Below are 19,249 nucleotides of genomic sequence, written 5' to 3' on the forward strand. Positions count from 1 at the left end.
ATGTCCGACCCCATCGTCAAGATTTCCGGCCTGAACAAATGGTACGGTGAATTTCACGTCCTGCGCGACATCGACCTCGAGGTCAAGAAGGGGGAGCGCATCGTGATCTGCGGGCCCTCGGGCTCCGGCAAGTCGACGCTGATCCGCTGCATCAACGCATTGGAGGAATTCCAGGAGGGCGAGATCGTCGTCGACGGCATCGAGCTCGGGCCGAACCTCAAGCACATCGACGCCGTGCGCCGCGAGGTCGGCATGGTATTCCAGAGCTTCAACCTGTTTCCGCATCTGACGGTTCTGGACAACTGCACGCTGGCGCCGATCTGGGTGCGCAACATCCCCAAGAAGGACGCCGAGGAGACCGCGATGAAATTCCTGGAGCGGGTCAAGATCCCGCACCAGGCCAACAAGTTTCCGGGCCAGATGTCCGGCGGCCAGCAGCAGCGCGTCGCGATCGCCCGCGCCCTGACCATGAACCCGAAGGTGATGCTGTTCGACGAGCCGACCTCGGCGCTCGACCCCGAGATGGTCAAGGAGGTCCTCGACACCATGGTCGACCTCGCCGAGGAGGGCATGACCATGCTGGTCGTCACCCACGAAATGGGCTTTGCCCGCGAGGTCGCCAACCGTGTCGTGTTCATGGACGCCGGCCAGATCATCGAGGCCAACACCCCAAACGAGTTCTTCGCCAGCCCCCAGCACGCCCGCACGAAACTGTTCCTGAGCCAGATTCTGCGGTGAGCGCCTGCAGTCCGGTGACCTCGCCGGCCTGACCGACACGTAAGCTTGGCACCATGCGAATCGGCTTGGCTCTTTTCGGACCATCCTCCGGAGAGAAACCTTGCAGAGCAGTCTCGGCGCGCGCGCCTACCAGAACGCGCGATTGCAGAAGAAGTTGAGGAAGCAGGCGGACGCCGTCATGTCCTTCGCCATCGAGGCGCTGGGGCAGGGCAGACCTGACGAGGCCGAGACACTCTGCCGCGAGATCCTGAAAGAGGTTCCGGATCATTTCCACGCCACGCACCTGCTCGGCCTGCGGGCGTTCGACGGCGGGTGGCTCGAGGACGCGCAATTCCTGCTCGAGCGCGCAACCATGCTCGATCCGCGTTCGCCCGATGCGCATGGCAATCTCGGGGCTGTGTATTTCGCGCTCGAGAAATTCAAGGACGCCCGCGCATGCCAGGAGAAGGCCATTGCGCTGAAGCCGAATTGTCCGATCACCCTGACCAATCTCGGCAATACGATGCTGCACCTCGGCCAGGCCAAAGAGGCGATCGGACTGCACGAGCGCGCCATCAGGCTGAAGCCGGACTATGCCGACGCATTTTGCAATCGTGGCATGGCGGAACTGATGATCGGCCAGTTCGAGCGCGCCGGGAAGAACTTCGATCGTGCCCTGTCGCTTCAGCCGCGTCACGCGGAAGCGATCGCCGGCAAGGCCATGGTGAGCCTCGAGCTCAGGCATTTCGAGGCGGCGGAAGCTGCCTTCGACGCTGCGCTGGCGCTCAAGCCGGGCTCGCCGAGAATTCTGGTGCAGCGCGGGCGGCTCCATTTGACCCTGTACCGGCTGGAGCAAGCGGCCGCGGATTTCGATGCAGCGCTGGCGCAATCGCCACGGAACGAGCTCGCGCTGTGCTGGAGGGCGCAAGTCGACCTTTTCGTGAGGAACACGGCGGGGGCGATGGCTCGCGTCAAAACCCTGCTCGAAGTCAATCCGCAATCCGAGGCGGGCATGTCGCTCCTGGCCTCGTGCTATGCGAACCAGGGAGACGTCCCGACGGCGCTCGAATATCTCGACGCGGCGCTGGCGATCGCGCCGGACTTTCCCGAAGCCATCGGATACAAGATTTTCGTGCTGGATTATCTGCCGGAGGCCGATTTCGTGGTCCATGCAGGCGGCGCGAAAATACTGGTGGGATCAGATCGGGGCCAAACTTCCGCAAAGGACCCTGTCGCCGCGTGATCTCGACCCGGACAGACAGATCGTGATCGGATACGTCGCGTCCGAATTCAGGCAGCATTCGGCGGCGTACTCCCTGTTGCCGGTGCTGCACCATCATGATCACGCCAAGTTCAAGATCGTCTGCTATTCGTGCTGGCCGTTGCAAGACGGGATGACCGAGAGATTCAAGCCTCTCGCAGACGTTTGGGTCGATGTTGCGCAGCTGTCGGACGAAGAACTGGCCGACCGTATCCAGGCCGACGGGATCGATATCCTGATCGATGTGTCCGGGCATACGACCGGCAGCAGGCTCCATGTGTTCTCGCGGAAGCCGGCCCCCATCCAGGTCACGGGTTTCGGGCACGCCACTGGTACGGGCCTGCAGACCATGGACTACGTGCTCGCGGACCCGATCTTCATTCCGCAATCGGCACGCCATCTGCTGGCCGAAAAGGTCTATGACCTGCCATGCCTGATCACGATCGATCCCATCCTGAACGTGCCGCCTTCGGAGCCTCCCATGCTCCGCAACGGCTATGTAACCTTCGGTGTGTTCAACCGCATCTTGAAGATCTCGGACGAGGCCATCCGGGTGTGGTCGAAGGTGATGCGCGAGGTGGCGGGATCGAAGATCATCATCAAGAATGGGCTGCTCGACGATCCCTTGCTGCGCGACAGCCTGGTCGCGCGGTTCGTGGCACAGGGCATTGCCGACGAGAGCATCATCTGCATGGGCTCGACGTCGCGCAACGAGCATTTGCGGGCCTTTGCCGATGTCGACATTTCGCTCGATACTTTCCCGCAAAACGGCGGCATCAGCACCTGGGAATCCCTGTATGCCGGCGTTCCTGTTGTCGCCAAGCTCGGCAACGGCTCCTCATCGCGCGCCGGCGGGTCCATCGTGGCGGCCGTCGGTCTAGGCGACTGGGTCGCCGAGGACGACGAGGGCTATGCCGCGATCGCGATCAAATATGCCGCCCAGCCCGCGCATCTGGCGAAGCTGCGCGCGGAATTGCCGGCCCAGATCGCAAATTCTCCCGCCGGCAATGTCGAGATCTACACGCGCAGGGTCGAGGCGGGGTATCGCCAGTTCTGGCGCGACTACTGTGCCTCGGCCTCGGAAAGCGGCGAGGGTACGTAGGCAGATCAGCTCGCGCCGCTGTTCCTGAGCGCTGACCACCGGAAGATCCCGGGAGCCCAGCCGGCCGGCTAGGCAAGCTTGCGAATCAGTTAGACTCATCCCGGGCCATTCTCCGGAGAGCAACCTTGCAGAACAGCGGCGCCGGCGCACGCGCATTCCAGAACGCGCGGTTGCAGAAGAAATTGATGAAGCAGGCGGACGCCATCATCTCCGCCGCGGCGAGCGCCTATGGGCAGGGAAAATATGCCGAGACCGAGGCGCTCTGCCGTGAGATCCTGAAGGCGCTTCCGGATCATGTCGACGCCATGCACCTGCTCGGGATGTGCGCGCATGACGGCCGGCGCCTGGAGGAGGCGAAGGAGCTGCTCGAGCGCGTGATTGCGCTCGATCCGCGTCTGCACGATGCCCACAACAACCTCGCTACCGTGCATTTCGACCTCGGCAATTTCGAGGAGGCGCGGCGGTGCCAGGAGAAGGCCATCGCGCTGAAGCCGAATTTTGCGGTAGCGCTGACCAATCTCGGCAATACGCTGATGCATCTGGGGCAGTACGAACAGGCGCTCGAACTGCACGAGCGCGCAATCAAGATCAAGCCGGATTACGCTGATGCATTCTGCAATCGCGGCATGGTCGAGATGTTGCTGGGACGGATCGAGCGCGCCAAGGAAAGTTTCGAACGCGCCCTGCTGTTTCAGCCGCGGCACGCCGAGGCGATCGTCGGCAACGGCATGATCAGCATGGAGCTCCGGCATCACGAGGAGGCGGCAGCCAAGTTTGCCATGGCGCTCGCGATCAGGCCGGGCTCGCCCAGGATTCTCGCCCAGCGTGGTCGGCTCAGTTACGAGTTGCAGCGCCTGGAGCCGGCGCTTGCGGATTTCGAGGCCGCGCTTGCGATTTCGCCCAAGTTCGAACTGGCTCTCCAGGGCAAGGCACAGGCCTGTCTCGTGATGGGAAAGACCGCGCAGGCGATGGCGGCCGCGACGGCCTTGATCGAACAAAATCCGCGCTCCGAGCTCGGCTTGGCGCTGATGGGTTTCTGTTATTCGAACCAGGGAGAGATGGACGCCGCAATTGAATATCTCGATCGCGCGCTGGCGATAAGGCCGGACTACGAGGATGCGATCAGGGGCAAGATCTTCTTGCAGGACTACCTCCCCGAGGCCGATTTTGCGCTCCAGCAGGCGGTGCGACGAGATTGGTGGGACTTGATCGGCTCCAAGCTGCCGCGGCGGACACTGCCAAAGCGGCCGCTCGATCCGGACAAGCAGATTGTGGTCGGCTATGTCGCTGCCGAATTCCGGCAACACTCGGCGGGACTCACCTTGCTGCCGGTGCTGCGCCATCACGATCACGCCAACTTCAAGATCATCTGCTACTACACCTGGCCGGGAGCGGACGAATACACCGCCATGTTCAAGCAACTGGCGGACGTCTGGGTCGACGCCTGGCAGCTTTCGGACGACGAACTCGCCGATCGCATCGAGGCCGACAATGTCGACATCCTGATCGACGTTTCGGGCCACACGAACACTAACAGGCTGCAGGTTTTCGCGCGGAAGCCGGCTCCGATCCAGGCCACCGGCTTCGGACATGCGACGGGCACGGGCATGCAGACCATGGACTATGTGCTCGCGGATCCCGTTTTCATTCCGCCATCGGTCCGGCATCTGTTTCCCGAAAAGATCCACGATCTGCCGTGTCTGATCACGATGGAGCCCGTCGCGGATCTGCAGCCGTCGGAGCTGCCGATGCTGCGCAACGGTTACGTCACCTTCGGCGTGTTCAACCGCATCTACAAGATTTCGGATGATGCGATCCGTGTGTGGTCGCGCATGATGCGGGAGCTGCCGGGATCGAGGATCATCCTCAAGCATGGTTTGCTCGGCGAACCCTTGCTGCGCGACAGCCTGGTCGCACGCTTCGTGGCGCAGGGCATTGCCGAGGAGAACATCACCTGCCTGGGCTTCACCTCGCGCAACGACCACCTGCTGGCCTTTGCCAATGTCGATATGTCCCTGGATACGTTCCCGCAAAATGGCGGCATCAGCACCTGGGAATCGCTCTACACGGGTGTTCCCGTGGTGACCAAGCTCGGCAACGGCGCCCCCTCGCGGGCCGGCGCCTCGATCGTGGCTTCCGTCGGTCTCGGCGACTGGGTCGCGGAAGATGACGAGGGCTATATCGAGATCGCCCGGAAATTTGCCTTGCAGCCGGCGCTTCTGGCGAAGTTGCGCGCAGACCTTCCGGCAAAGATTGCAGCCTCGCCCGCCGGCAATATCGAGATCTACACGCGTGAGCTCGAGGCCGGTTATCGCAAGTTCTGGCGCGACTATTGTGCCACCGCCTCGGACAGCGGCGAGGGGGCGTAAACCGGCCGGGCCGCGGTGACCGCGTGGACGCGCGTCCCCGACGTGAGGAGGTCTGCGGCGATCAGACGAACGGCGGCTTGATGTTGCTGCGCTTCTCCAGCCATTCCGGCACCGGAAGGTTCTTGGCGCGCATGAAATCCGCGTTGAACAGCTTGGACTGATAGCGGCTGCCGGAATCGCACAGCACGGTGACGATGGTTTTGCCCGGCCCGAGCTGCTTTGCGAGCCGCATGGCACCGGCGACGTTGATCCCGGTCGAGCCGCCGAGGCAAAGGCCCTCGTGCTGGAGCAGGTCGTAGATCACCGACACGGCTTCGGCATCCGGGATCAGGAAGGCATCGTCGACCTTGGCGGTCTCGATCACGGGCGTGACGCGGCCGAGGCCGATGCCTTCGGTGATGGAGTCGCCCGGGGTCGATTTGGCCTGACCGTTCTTGAACAGCTCGTACATCGCAAACCCCTGCGGATCGGCGCAGGCGTTGACGATGCCCGGGTGCTTCTCCTTGAGATAGCGGCTGACGCCGGCCAGCGTGCCGCCGGTGCCGACCGAGCAGATGAAGCCGTCGATCTTGCCGCCGGTCTGCTCCCAGATCTCGGGTCCTGTCGACTCGTAATGGGCCTTGGCGTTGTCGAGGTTGTTCCACTGGTCGGCGAACAGCACGCCGTTCGGCTCGGTCTTGCGCAGCTCGTCGGCGAGCCTGCGGCCGACATGCTGGTAATTGTTGGGATTGGCGAAAGGAAGGGCCGGGACCTCGATCAGCTCGGCGCCGCACAGCGTGAGGAAGTCCTTCTTCTCCTGGCTCTGCGTCTCCGGGATCACGATCAGCGTGCGGTAGCCACGGGCGCTGGCGACGACCGCCAGGCCAATGCCGGTGTTGCCGGCGGTCGCTTCCACCACCAGACCGCCTGGCTTGAGCTCGCCGCGCTTCTCCGCCTCCAGGATCATCCACTTGCCGGCCCGGTCCTTCACCGACTGGCCGGGATTCATGAACTCGGCCTTGCCCAGGATGGTGCACCCGGTCAACTCCGAGGCGCGCTTGAGCTTGATCAGCGGGGTGTTGCCGATGGCTTCGACAACGTTGGTTCGAATGGTCATGTCGGGGGAAATCACTGGCAAAGGGTTGATCTGATTGGCCAGAACCTAGTGCCTGGGAGGCCAAAGGGGAAGGCTTTTGCGCTGCGGCGAAAGTGGTGGAGGCGGCCCGTGGAGCCGCGATATTCCTGAGCAGAGAACAGCGCAAACGACGCTGGGATGCGAGATCCCTTGTATCGGTGGAACGAATATTCCCGGCGACCCTCGGGGCACGGAAGATATCGGTCGTCGCAAGCAGGGCTCGCAGCCAATCTCTATCGCGTGCGAGTCGGCTTGGCCGCGCGTGGTTCCCGGCATGCGGAGCGCGGATTTGAACCTGCGGTGGCCGGGTGTTCGTGCTCGATCGCTGGCGGACTCGCGCGCGTGGCCGGCTGTGGCTTGAGACGGAGCTAAGGGGCGCATGCAGCTCGTTGCTGACCGGTGCAGCCGGGTCGAGCCACTCTCATCTGGTGTGGCGCCAATATCACATGAAATCTTGGTAAGCTTGATTGCTGTTTCCGACGCCGCGAAAAGTCGAAAAGTCCCTGCAGGACAGGCGTATCTTGCATTTGTTCGGTCGCGATGGACAGGGCGCAGGGCCCGCCATCTCGCACCTGCGGGACTGTCCCGCTGTTCCGCGCCCGGCTAGTATGAATCTCAAGGTTCCGCAGAAAGCATTAGCTGTGAACGAGTTGCCAAAAGCCCCCCGACCGTCCGGCCGCGAATCGGTTAATCCGGCTGCGCGGTGGCGGCTCGATCCGCCCGGCGGGGGGTGGATGTGACACAGCATGTTCCAGTGATCGCCATGCGGCGGTCTCTTGGCTCTGCGTCCCGGACGCGCCGTACGGTGCGCTGGCTTGTAGTGCTGTGCCTTGCCGCAAGTTCAGGCGCATGCGTGCTGACGCAGGATCTTCCCGATCCCGCGCTCGATGTTCCCGCGCAATACAAATATGCCGGGAAGGGCGATGCGCCGCCGTCGCTGGACTGGTGGCGCGGCTTCCGCTCTGCGGAGCTGACGCAGCTGATGGAGGAGGCACAGACCGTCAACCTCGACATCGCCGCCGCCGTCGCGCGCATCGTCCAGGCCGACGCGCAGGCGCGGCAGGCGGGTGCCGCGCTGTTGCCGAGCGTATCGGGTGGTGGATCGGAGACCTATTCGCGCACCTCGGGCTCGAGCGCGTCGGGCCTGTCCATCGGCGGACGCGAAGTCGTCAACTATTCGGCCTCGCTCAGCGCGAGCTACCAGCTCGACTTCTGGGGCCAGAACCGGGATGCGCTGCAGACGGCGGAAGAGACCGCGAACGCCAACCGCTTCGATCGCGACACCGTCGCGCTGACGACGCTCGCCGGCGTCGCCAACGCCTATTTCCAGGTGCTGGCCTCGCAGGACCGCCTGCGTACCGCCCAGAGCAACATCGCCAGCGCGCAGCGCATCCTCGATGCGATCCGCGAGCGCCGCAAGGCCGGCACCGGCACCGACCTCGACGTCGCCCAGCAGGAGAGCGTGCTCGCCAACCAGAAGGCACTGGTGCCGCCGCTGCGCCAGACGCTCGACCAGAACGTCAACGCGCTCGCCGTGCTGGTGTCGCGGCCGCCGGAGAGCGTCCGCGTGCTCGGCGGCTCGCTGAACAAGATCGCCATCCCGCGCGTCACGCCCGGCCTGCCGTCGGAGATTTTGACGCAGCGGCCCGACATTCGCCGTCAGGAGGCGCAGCTCGCTTCGGCGACCGCCAATATCGGCAATGCCCGCGCGCAGTTCTTTCCGACTATCCAGCTCACCGGCAATGGCGGCTATCAGAGCTCGGCGCTGGTCTCGCTGTTCCAGCCGCATGCGGCCTTCTTCCAGCTCGTCGGCAGCGCGACGCAGCCGATCTTCGACGGCGGCAAGATCCTCGGCAATTTCGAATTCGCCAAGGCGCGGCAGGACGAGTTGCTCCAGACCTACCGCAAGACCATCATCCAGTCGTTTGCCGACGTCGACAACGCGCTGTATTCGATCAAGCAGACCACGATCAAGCTACAATTGCAGCGCGATGTCGTTACCTCGTCGAAGCGCGCCTTCGATCTCGCCGAGCAGCAATTGCGCGCCGGCACGGCCGACATCGTGACCGTGCTGAACGTCCAGCAGACACTATTTCAGGCCGAAGACGCGTTGTGGCAGGCCCAACTCGCACGGCTTCTCGCCATCGTCAGCCTGTATCAGGCGCTCGGCGGCGGCTGGGAGCCGCGGATGGAGAAACCGGTCAATGCTCTTTAAGCCGGATATGAAGCAAGGCGCGAAGGAGGGCACGGCGACCAAGTCGCGCGGCCGCGGCTTCGTCATGACCCTGATCACGCTCGCGATCCTCGGCGGCCTCGGTTATGTCGGGTGGACCGTCATGCACCAGCAGCAGACGAACAACCGCAACCAGCGGCCCGATCTGCCGGTGCCGGTGCTGGCGGCAACGCCGCGCATCCAGGACGTGCCTGTCTATCTCGACGGCGTCGGCGCGATCCGCGCGCTCAACACCGTCACCGTGCGCTCGCAGGTCGACGGCAAGCTGATCGCGGTCAACTTCACCGAGGGCCAGGACGTCAAGAAGGGGGACGTGCTCGGCGAGATCGATCCGGCGATCTATCAGGCGCAGTACGATCAGGCGGTCGCCAAGAAGGCGCAGGACCAGGCCCAGCTCGCCAACCAGCGCATCGACCTTACGCGTTACGAGCAGCTCGCCGCGTCCAATGCCGGCTCCAAGCAGCAGGCCGATACCCAGCGCGCGCTGGTCGCGCAGACCGAGGCGCTGGTCAAGGCCGACCAGGCCGCGATCGACAATGCCGCGGCGACACTGAGCTACACCAAGATCGTGGCGCCGCTTTCGGGCCGCGCCGGCCTGCGCCAGGTCGACCAGGGCAACATCATCCACGCCGCCGACACCACCGGCCTCGTGGTGATCACGCAATTGCAGCCGATCGCGGTGTGGTTCAGCCTGCCGCAGCAGCAGATCATGCGGGTCAATGCGGCCGCCGCAAAGGGCACGCTCGCGGTCGACGTGTTTGGCAATGACGGCATCACCGTGATCGACACCGGCAAGCTCACCGGCATCGACAACCAGGTCGACCAGACCACCGGCACGCTGAGGCTCAAGGCGGAATTCCCCAACGCCAATTACCAGCTCTGGCCCGGCCAGTTCGTCAATGTCCGCCTCAAGGTCGAGACCCTGACGCAGGCGCTGGTGGTGCCGACGTCTGCCGTGCAGCGCGGCCCGATCGGCACCTTCAGCTATGTCATCGGCGAGGACAATGTCGTCTCCGCCAAGCCCGTGACGGTGACGCAGCAGAACGAGCATGACGCCGTCATCGCCAGCGGCCTGTCGGCGAATGACAAGGTCGTCACCACGGGCTTTGCCAACCTGTCCGACGGCTCCAAGGTGATCGTCGGCCGCGACGACCAGACGCCCTCGGCCGATCTTGCCCCGCGCAAGCGCTCGCGCGGACCGGACGCCCAGAAGAAGGACGGGGCCAAGGACGGCCAGAAGGATTCGCAAAAGGACCGACAAGCCAAGGACGGCGAGTTCCGCGCCAAGCGACACAGCAGTGAAGGCGACCAGAAGGGACAGACCGGTCCGGCACCGGGGCCGGGGGCATCGGGATCTGGAGCCAAGCAGCCATGATCCCGACAACAGCCGCCTAGGCGGCAGGCGTATTCCATGGGAGTCTCCGAACCTTTCATCCGCCGGCCCATCGCGACCTCGCTGCTCGGTATCGCGCTGCTGATCGGCGGGCTGCTCGGCTATTTCGCGCTGCCGGTCTCGGCGCTGCCGCAGGTCGACTTCCCGACCGTGCAGGTGACGACGCAGCTGCCGGGCGCCAGCCCCGACGTGATCGCCTCGCTGATCACCGCGCCCCTGGAGCGGCAGCTCGGCCAGATCCCGTCGCTGTCGGCGATGAACTCGACGAGCTCGTTCGGCGTCAGCCAGATCTCGCTGCAGTTCGACCTCAACCGCGACATCGACGGCGCGACGCAGGACGTGCAGGCGGCGATCAACGCGGCCGCCGGCGTGCTGCCCAAGACGCTGCCTTACCCGCCGACCTACGCCAAGGTAAACCCGGCGGATGCGCCGGTCATGACGCTGGCGCTGCGCTCCGACACGATCTCGCTGCGGGCGATGAGCGATATCGCGGACACGCTATTGGCGCAGCGGCTGAGCCAGATCTCAGGCGTCGGCCGGGTCTCCGTGCTCGGCGGGCTGAAGCCGGCCGTGCGCATCCAGGCGGATCTGGCGCGGCTTGCCGCCTATGGCATCGCCATGGAGGATCTGCGCACCGCGATCGCCAATGCCAACGTATCAGGGCCGAAGGGCTCGCTGGACGGCGCGCAGCAATCCTACATCATCGCTGCCAACGACCAGATCGCCGCCGCCGACGCTTACAAGCCTGTTATCATCGCCTATCGCAACGGCTCGCCGGTCACGATCGCCGACGTCGCGCAGATCGTCGACGGCCTCGAGAACGACCGCACCGGCGGCTGGTACCAGGGCACGCCGGCCGTCATCATCGACATCCAGCGCCAGCCCGGCGCCAACGTCATCGACGTCGTCAGCCAGATCCGCGCCGAAATCCCAAAAGTCCAGCGCGCCATTCCCGCCGGCGTGAACCTCACCATCGTCTCCGACCGTACCGTCACCATCCGCGCCTCGGTGCGCGACGTGCAGTTCACGCTGATCCTCAGCGTGGTGCTGGTGACGCTGGTAGTGCTGCTGTTCCTGCGCTCGCTGCGGGCCACGCTGATCGCGGGCGTCGCGCTGCCGCTGTCGCTGATCACGAGTTTCGGCATCATGTATTTCGCCGGGTTCAGCCTCGACAATCTGTCGCTGATGGCGCTGACGATCGGCACCGGCTTCGTCGTCGACGACGCCATCGTGATGATCGAGAACATCGTCCGTCACATGGAGAACGGCGACGGCCCGATGGAAGCTTCGCTGAAGGGCGCCAGCGAAATCGGCTTCACGGTGATCTCGCTGACGGTGTCGCTGATCGCGGTGTTCATCCCGCTGCTGTTCATGTCGGGCCTCGTCGGGCGCATGTTCCGTGAATTCGCGCTGACGCTGACGATCGCGGTCGTGACCTCGGCCGTGGTCTCGCTGACGCTGACGCCGATGATGTGCTCGCGGCTGCTCAAGCACGCGCACGAGGAGCTGGCGGTGCCGGGCCTTGCCGCCATCAGCCGTTTCATCGACCGCACCGTCGAGTTTTATCACCGCACGCTGCTTGTGGTTCTGCAACACCAGCGCCTCACACTGGTCGTGACTTTCGCCACGCTGATTGCGACGTTGGTGCTCTATGTCGTCGCGCCAAAAGGCTTCCTGCCGCTGCAGGACACCGCCTCGATCACGGCGGTGACGGAGGCCGGACCCGACGTGTCGTTCGCGGAGATGCAGAAGCGGCAGGCCGAGGCCGCCGACGCCATCAAGGCCGATCCTGACGTGGTCGGCGTGGTCTCCGTGATCGGCGCGGGCTCGGTCAACCCGACCACCAATGTCGGGCGCCTGGTCATGACGCTGAAGCCGCGCGGCGAGCGGCGCGACGATGTCGGCGTGGTCGTGACCCGGCTGAAGGAGCGGGTGGCGGGCATTCCCGGCATGACCGTCTATTTCCAGCCGGTGCAGGATGTGCAGATCTCGACCCAGTCGAGCCGCTCGCAATACCAGTACACGCTGACCGGCACCGATGCGGCGCTGGTGTCGGAATGGGCGCGCAAGCTGGTTGCAGAGATGCGGCGCGATCCCCTGTTCCGCGACGTCTCCTCGGAGGCGCAGGAAGGCGGCCTGCGCGCGCAGCTCGACGTCGACCGCACCCGCGCCGGCCAGCTCGGCGTCAGCCTGCAGGCCATCACCGACACGCTGAACGACGCGTTCGCGCAGCGGCAGATCTCGACCATCTACGGCCAGGCCAACCAGTACCGCGTGGTGCTGGAGGCGCTGCCGATGTACCAGCGCGATCCCTCGATCCTGTCAAAACTGTATCTGCCGGGCGCGGCGAGCACGACCGTCGGCGCGCCCAGCGCCCAGGTGCCGCTGTCGGCCGTGGCGACGCTGAAGCGCACCACGGCGCCGCTCGCGATCTCGCACCAGGCGCAATTCCCGTCGGTCTCGCTCAGCTTCAACCTCGCGCCGGGGGCCGCGCTCGGCGATGCCGTCGAGGCGGTGAAGACGATCGAGACCCGGATCGGCATGCCCAACAGCATCGTCGGGGTCTATGCCGGCGACGCAGCCGAATTCGCCAAGGCGCTCGCCGGTCAACCCTGGCTGCTGCTCGCCGCGGTCATCACGATCTACATCGTGCTCGGCGTGCTCTATGAGAGCTATATCCACCCGATCACGATCCTGTCGACGCTGCCCTCTGCCGGCGTCGGCGCGATCCTGGCGCTGGTGCTGTGCGGGCAGGACCTCTCGGTGATCGGCCTGATCGGCATCATCCTGTTGATGGGCATCGTCAAGAAGAACGCGATCATGATGATCGACTTCGCGCTGGAGGCCGAGCGCGGGCAGGGGATGTCGCCCAACGAGGCGATCGTGCAGGCGTGCCTGCTGCGCTTCCGCCCGATCATGATGACGACGCTGGCGGCGCTGTTCGGCGCGTTGCCGCTCGCGATCGAGAGCGGGACCGGCGCTGAGCTGCGCTTTCCGCTCGGCATCTCCATCATCGGCGGCCTTTTGCTGAGCCAGTTGCTGACGCTCTACACCACGCCCGTGATCTATCTCGCGCTGGACCGCATCAACCGCCGCCTCGAGCAGGCGCTGCCGCCGGCCGAATCCGGCGGGCCGCCGGTCGCGGGCGCGACCGAGGGGATGCAGTGATGGCATCGATCTCGGAGCCCTTCATCCGCCGCCCGGTCGCGACCACGCTGCTGTCGATCGGGTTGTTCCTGCTGGGTGTCGTCGCCTATGAGTTCCTGCCCGTCGCCTCGGTCCCGAATGTCGACTTTCCCGCGATCTTCGTCTCGGCGAGCCGGCCGGGCGCCGACCCTTCCGTGATGGCGGCGACGGTGGCCTCGCCGCTGGAACGGCGTTTAGGCGAGATCGCCGGCATCAACCAGATCACGTCCACGAGTTCGCTCGGCACGACCAACATCCAGCTCCAGTTCGACATCGGCCGCAACATCGACAAGGCCGCGCGGGACGTGCAGGCGGCCATCAACGCATCGCTGGTCGACTTGCCGAGCGATCTGCCGACGCTGCCGCGCTTTCGCAAAGCGAACACTGCCGGTGCGCCCGTCTTCGTGCTGGCGTTGACCTCTAAAACGCTGTCCGCCAGTGCCATCTACGACGTGGCCGATACGGTGCTGGCGCAGCGCATCTCGCAAGTGCCTGGCGTCGGCGACGTGACGGTCAGCGGCGCCGACCAGCCGGCCGTGCGGGTGCAGCTCAACCCGGTCGCGCTGTCGAACGCCGGCATCGCCACCGACGACGTGCGGACTGCGATCGTCAACGCCAACCCGCTCGGCCCGGTCGGCATCTTCAACGGCGAGCGCCAGAGCGAGACGCTGTCGCTGAACAAGCAGATGCGCACGGCAAAAGAGTTCCGCGACATCGTCATCAAGAGCTCGAACGGCAATTTCGTCCGGCTCTCCGACGTCGCCGACATCGAGGATTCCGTCCGCAACGCCCGCTCTATCGCCTGGTTCAACAAGCAGCCGGCGGTGCTGATCCAGATCACCAAGCAGGGCGATGCCAACGTCATCGACACCGTCGACCGGGTGAAGGCGCTGATCCCGGAGCTGAAGCAGTGGATCCCGGCCGGCGTCGAGATCTCGACCCTGGTCGATCGCACCGGCACGATCCGCGCCAGCGTGCTGGACATGCAATGGACATTGCTGGCGACGGCCGTTCTGGTGATGGTCGTGGTGTTCGTGTTCCTGCGGCGGATGACGCCGACGATCGCGGCCGGCATCTCGGTGCCGCTGGCGCTGGCCGGCACCTGCGCCGGCATGTGGGTCGCGGGCTTCTCGATCGACAATCTGTCGCTGATGGCGCTCGCCATCTCCGTCGGCTTCGTGGTCGACGACGCCATCGTCATGATCGAGAACATGTTCCGCAATCTCGAGCACGGTATGCGGCCGTTCCAGGCGGCGCAGGAGGGGGCCAAGCAGATCGGCTTCACCGTGGTCTCGATCAGCCTGTCGCTGATCGCGGCCTTCACGCCACTGATCTTCATGGACGGCATCGTCGGCCGCCTGCTGCGCGAATTCTCGCTGACGCTGACCTTCGCGATCCTGGTCTCGACGCTGGTGTCGCTGACGGTGACGCCGATGATCTGCGCGCATTACATCCGGCAGACCACCTCCGGCACCGCGACGCTGTTCGACCGGATCATCGAGGGCTCGCTGTCGCGCATCGTCGCCTTCTACGCCCGGAGCTTACGGACCGTGCTGGAATATCCGATGCTGACATTGCTGGTGTTCTTCGCCACCATCGGCCTCACGGTGACGCTCTACATCAAGGTCCCCAAGGGTTATTTCCCGACCGACGATTCCGGCTTCGTCATCGGCGCGACGCGCGCCTCGGCCGACATCTCGTTCCAGTCGATGCTGGGCCTGCAGCAGCGGCTCGCCGATATCGTGATGCAGGATCCGGCCGTGGCCGGCATCGGCTCGACCGTCGGCAGCGGAGGCGGAGGGCCGGGGGCGGCGACCTCGAACCGCGGCACCATGTTCATCAGCCTGAAGCCTCCGGAGGAGCGCGACCACGTCTCGACGCAGGTGGTGATCGACCGGCTCCGGCGTGCATTGTATCCGGTGCCCGGCATCCGCCTTTTCATGTTCGCCGCCCAGGACGTGCGCGCCGGCGGGCGGCAGAGCGATTCCGACTACCAGTACACGCTCTCCTCGACCGATCTCGACCTGTTGCAGAAATGGGCGCCGATCGTCGCCAAGCGCATGGAGAGCGTCGAAGGCATCACCGACATCTCCAGCGATCGCGATCCCGGCGGGCTTCAGCTGACATTGTCGATCGACCGCCAGAAAGCCTCGGCACTCGGCGTCAAGGTCCAGGACATCGACAATGCGTTGAACAACGCGTTCTCGCAGCGGCAGATCTCGATCATCTACACCCAGCGCAACCAGTACATGATCGTGCTCGAGATCGACCCGAAATTCCAGGTCGATCCCTCCAACCTCGATCGCATCTATGTCGCCGGCGCCAATGATGTGCAGGTGCCGCTGTCGGCCGTGGTGCACGCGACGCGGGGGCTCGCCGCGCTCGCGGTCTATCATTCGCAGTCGTTTCCTTCGACCACGGTGTCGTTCAACCTGCTGCCCGATGTACCGCTCCAGGTCGCCACGCAAAACATCCAGCGTGCGGTCGAGGAGCTGCACATGCCCGAAGGCATCCGTGGCAGCTTTGACGGCAATGCCGGCGATTTCGCCAGGACCAGCGGCCGCCAGCCGCTTTTGATCCTCGGCGCGCTGGTGGCGATGTATATCGTGCTGGGGGTGCTCTATGAGAGCCTTGCCCATCCGCTCACGATCATCTCGACGCTGCCCTCGGCCGGCCTCGGGGCGCTGCTGGCCCTGCAGATCACCAATACGCCGCTGACGGTGATCGCCTTCGTCGGCATCATCCTGCTGATCGGCATCGTCAAGAAGAACGGCATCATGATGGTCGACTTCGCACTCGACGCCGAGCGTCAGCGCGGCCTGTCCTCGGCGGAAGCGATCTTCGAGGCCTGCCAGGCGCGCTTCCGTCCGATCCTGATGACCACCATGGCGGCGCTGTTCGCCGGCATTCCGCTGGTGGTCGCGACCGGCCCCGGCACGGAGCTGCGCCGTCCGCTCGGCATCACCATCATCGGCGGCCTGTTCGTCTCGCAGATCCTGACGCTCTACACCACGCCCGTGATCTACCTCCTGATCGACCGCCTGCGGCGCCGATCCGATGCGCGTCCGCTGCCCGCACCGGCGGAATAGGTTGTTGCAGCGCCGTGCGAAGCGTATAGCGGCGACCATGTCGAACCCATCCGAGACGACGGCCGTCGCGCCCGAGCCGATCCCCGAATGCCCGCACTGCCAGAAGCCGATGCCGCTGTGCATCTGCGACAGTGTCACGCCCATTGAGAACCGGCTCTCGCTGCTGATCCTGCAGCATCCGCAGGAGCAGGACAGGGCGCTCGGCACCGCGCGGCTGCTTGCGAAGCACTTTGCCGATGCCACAGTGCGGGTCGGCCTGTCCTGGCCAAGTCTGTCAAGGGCACTGGGGCGGCCGGTCGAGAATGCCGCGCGCTGGGGCGTGCTCTATCTCGGCTCGGCCCGCGCGGCCGATCTCGAGGCCGAGGGCGAGATCGTGGCGCTGACCCGCAAGGGCGAGGTCGCGGAGAACCAGCGCGCGATCCTGGGCAAGCTCGAGGGCGTCGTGCTGCTCGACGGCACCTGGAGCCAGGCCAAGGCGCTGTGGTGGCGCAATCCCTGGATGCTGAAATGCCAGCGCGTGGTCCTGAACCCGCAGAGTCCCTCGCGCTACGGACGCCTGCGCAAGGAACCGCGCCGCGACGGCCTCTCGACCATCGAAGCGGCCGCAACGATCCTCGCCGGCCTCGAACGGCGCCCCGACATCGCCGAGGCACTGCATACCAGTTTCGAACGGATGCTGACCCGCTACCGCGAAGTCCAGGCCGAGATGCCGGAACTGGCGCCAAAGCCCGCCGCAAAGGGCCGCCGCCGCGATTTCCGGCGCAGCAAGCGCGCTTGAGTTTGGTCCACATCGGAAGAGGCTATCGCCGCCAAAGTCGGACGAAGGCGGTTGCCTAAGCCATTGATCCCCTATATTGGTCCGCCCTTACGGGGCCACGTGGCGGAGTGGTTACGCAACGGTCTGCAAAACCGTGTACACCGGTTCAATTCCGGTCGTGGCCTCCAATAATTTCAAATGCTTAGCGCATAGCCAAAAATTCATTGCCACCGGATTGCCACCGGTAGGGTAGCAAATCTGTTCCTACTCTGTGCCGCGAATCTTGGCGAACGTTGCTTCCATAATGTCGGCCGCGCGCGTGTCCGTGTTCGAGAACATGTGGCTGTAGACGTTCAGCGTGATCGCTGGAGAGGCGTGCCCGATTCGCCGGCTAATCGTCAGGACGTCGAGGCCAGCCGCAATCAACTGCGAAACGTGGGTGTGGCGGAGACCATGCAGGGTGCAATCGATCTTTAGCGCGTCCATGGCTGCCGCAAAATCCTGGCTGAGCCGGCTAGGCGACCGGAACTCACCGTTCCATCCGGCAAACACTGGGCTGTCATCAGGCGCGCGGCCCATCCCAAGAGCCAGCCGGCGCTCGTCTTGGCGGGCCCGATGGGAGCGCAGCTCAGCCGCCAACCACGGGGAAACTGTCACGCTGCGCCTACCGTTCTTTGTCTTGGGCGACTTGACCCTGAGGGATCCCTTCGTCTGCTCCAGCGACCGCTCGATCCGCACTACGTTCTTTTGAGAGTTCACATCTCCCCAGCGAATAGCCAGGGCCTCGCCACGACGCGCCCCGGTTCCGAGAAGAAATGACACGATCGGGCGAAGCGTGCGGCCTTCAAGGTGACGCAGAATCGCGCCGATCTGGTCCTCTGTGAGGATCTTGATCTCCTCGTCGGGTACCGGCGGCGGCGCAACGAGGGAGGCAACGTTTTGCGACACGACACCCCAGGTAGCGGCGTGACCAAGCGCGCGATGCAGAACGCGGTGAACATGTCCGACCGAGCGAGCCGAAAGAGCAGCGCCGTCCTGGCCGCCTGAGCGCAGCAGGGTGGAATAAAGCTCATTCAGATGGACCGCGCGCAGCTTTTGAATGCGAACCGCGCCGATGCGCGGCCTGACATATAGCCGCAATAGCTGGCGATATCTCTCGAGCGTCTTCGGTCCAACATTGGCAGTTGCCCAGTCGCGCTCCCATCTCTCGATAAATTCTGCCACCGTCGATTTTGATGGGTCGACGCCTTCCCCCGCGGCGTTTTGAGCTACTAGGCGAGCAAGCTCGATCTCAGCCGCGCGCTTGGTCCCTTTGAACGCCACATATCGAATGCGACGCTTGCCGGTGAGCGGATCGGCGCCGAGATCAAACTTAATTTCCCACGAGGATCCGCCGCGGCGTCTGACGTGTCCGGTCATTGCCCTCTCGCTTTCTCTAGGGCGCGCGGAATGACGCGCTCATCAAACTTAGTCGCACGCGTCTTCACGGCGCCACCTTTCGCGTCGCGGTGGCCACAAGGCCTGTAAAATTTAGGGCATCTGCGGCCCGAGGGAAATTGCGGAGCGGGTGGCCGGCTGGCCAGTCGGATCCGTATTCGTCTCCGCGCTCCTTGAGGCGATTAACGATCCAAAAGAAGATTTGACGCGCGTGCTCATCGGCTGAGCGAAATAGGGGGTGCTCATCGCGTGTTGATGCCTCTCCGGGCGGAGCCAGCAAGTCGATGATGATGGGGAGTGCAAGCTTAAGGGCTCGCGTCGTGGACGCGTCATTGCGCCAGTTTCGATCGTTCCATCCCGCCGCGTTTGCTGCTTGCGCCACGATAAACCCCAACGCGTTATTGGCGGCATCGTCACCATTCTCAATATCGTTAAGCGCCGAGCGCAGCAGGCGCTCCGCGGTTTTGGACATCGACTGACCATTGCAAGCCCGCTTGATCCTCGCTTCGAGATCGCGGTCAATCCTTACGAGCATGGCAACGCGGTCACCTTCCGCTTTTCGCCCTGAGCCTGGTCGTTTACCGCCACGAG

The 19,249-nt window shown here is 64.6% G+C and carries 10 protein-coding genes, 1 tRNA gene and 1 pseudogene; 9 read left to right on the forward strand and 3 right to left on the reverse strand.

From position 1 onward, the window contains the following. From ACVJ19_RS29540 to ACVJ19_RS29550, 3 genes and pseudogenes are all read left to right on the forward strand, one after another. On the forward strand, nucleotides 1–738 hold the full coding sequence (locus ACVJ19_RS29540) for an amino acid ABC transporter ATP-binding protein (protein WP_018641857.1): 738 nt from the start codon (nucleotides 1–3) through the stop codon (nucleotides 736–738). A 100-nt stretch (nucleotides 739–838) separates the two neighbouring features. Next, nucleotides 839–3,080, forward strand: a pseudogene (locus ACVJ19_RS29545) (O-linked N-acetylglucosamine transferase family protein). A gap of 125 nt (nucleotides 3,081–3,205) precedes the next feature. Then, the gene (locus ACVJ19_RS29550) at nucleotides 3,206–5,449 is read left to right on the forward strand and encodes an O-linked N-acetylglucosamine transferase, SPINDLY family protein (protein ID WP_453952697.1); all 2,244 of its coding nucleotides are present in this window, start codon (nucleotides 3,206–3,208) and stop codon (nucleotides 5,447–5,449) included. Nucleotides 5,450–5,510: 61 nt separating this feature from the next. On the opposite strand, the gene ACVJ19_RS29555 is transcribed toward ACVJ19_RS29550, so the two are convergent. Beyond that, nucleotides 5,511–6,545 (reverse strand): cysteine synthase A, encoded by a 1,035-nt coding sequence (locus ACVJ19_RS29555; protein ID WP_453952698.1) that lies wholly within the window; start codon nucleotides 6,543–6,545, stop codon nucleotides 5,511–5,513. 748 nt (nucleotides 6,546–7,293) lie between these two features. On the opposite strand from ACVJ19_RS29555, the gene ACVJ19_RS29560 reads away from it, so the two are divergent. The 6 genes from ACVJ19_RS29560 (at nucleotide 7,294) to ACVJ19_RS29585 (ending at nucleotide 17,409) form a co-directional block, all read left to right on the forward strand. Next, nucleotides 7,294–8,778 (forward strand): efflux transporter outer membrane subunit, encoded by a 1,485-nt coding sequence (locus ACVJ19_RS29560; protein ID WP_453952699.1) that lies wholly within the window; start codon nucleotides 7,294–7,296, stop codon nucleotides 8,776–8,778. Further along, nucleotides 8,768–10,171 (forward strand): efflux RND transporter periplasmic adaptor subunit, encoded by a 1,404-nt coding sequence (locus ACVJ19_RS29565; RefSeq protein WP_453952700.1) that lies wholly within the window; start codon nucleotides 8,768–8,770, stop codon nucleotides 10,169–10,171. Before ACVJ19_RS29560 ends, ACVJ19_RS29565 begins: the two co-directional genes overlap by 11 nt. A 36-nt stretch (nucleotides 10,172–10,207) precedes the next feature. Continuing rightward, nucleotides 10,208–13,357: an efflux RND transporter permease subunit gene (locus ACVJ19_RS29570; protein ID WP_453952701.1), complete on the forward strand. Its 3,150-nt coding sequence runs from the start codon at nucleotides 10,208–10,210 to the stop codon at nucleotides 13,355–13,357. Further along, nucleotides 13,357–16,464: an efflux RND transporter permease subunit gene (locus ACVJ19_RS29575; protein ID WP_453952702.1), complete on the forward strand. Its 3,108-nt coding sequence runs from the start codon at nucleotides 13,357–13,359 to the stop codon at nucleotides 16,462–16,464. The genes ACVJ19_RS29570 and ACVJ19_RS29575 overlap by 1 nt, the downstream gene beginning before the upstream one ends. A gap of 37 nt (nucleotides 16,465–16,501) precedes the next feature. Beyond that, on the forward strand, nucleotides 16,502–17,242 hold the full coding sequence (locus tag ACVJ19_RS29580; RefSeq protein WP_453952703.1) for a tRNA-uridine aminocarboxypropyltransferase: 741 nt from the start codon (nucleotides 16,502–16,504) through the stop codon (nucleotides 17,240–17,242). Nucleotides 17,243–17,335: 93 nt separating this feature from the next. Continuing rightward, nucleotides 17,336–17,409 (forward strand) — tRNA-Cys (locus ACVJ19_RS29585). Between the two features lie 76 nt (nucleotides 17,410–17,485). Here ACVJ19_RS29585 and ACVJ19_RS29590 read toward each other — a convergent pair. Together ACVJ19_RS29590 and ACVJ19_RS29595 are read right to left on the reverse strand one after the other, a co-directional pair. Continuing rightward, entirely contained in the window at nucleotides 17,486–18,640 is a 1,155-nt protein-coding gene (locus ACVJ19_RS29590) for a tyrosine-type recombinase/integrase (RefSeq protein WP_453952704.1), read from the reverse strand. 64 nt (nucleotides 18,641–18,704) lie between these two features. Then, a complete protein-coding gene (locus ACVJ19_RS29595) occupies nucleotides 18,705–19,193 on the reverse strand; it encodes a hypothetical protein (RefSeq protein WP_453952705.1) in 489 nt (162 codons plus the stop codon). Nucleotides 19,194–19,249 lie beyond the last annotated feature (56 nt).

It is taken from the genome of Bradyrhizobium sp. USDA 376, assembly GCF_054063675.1.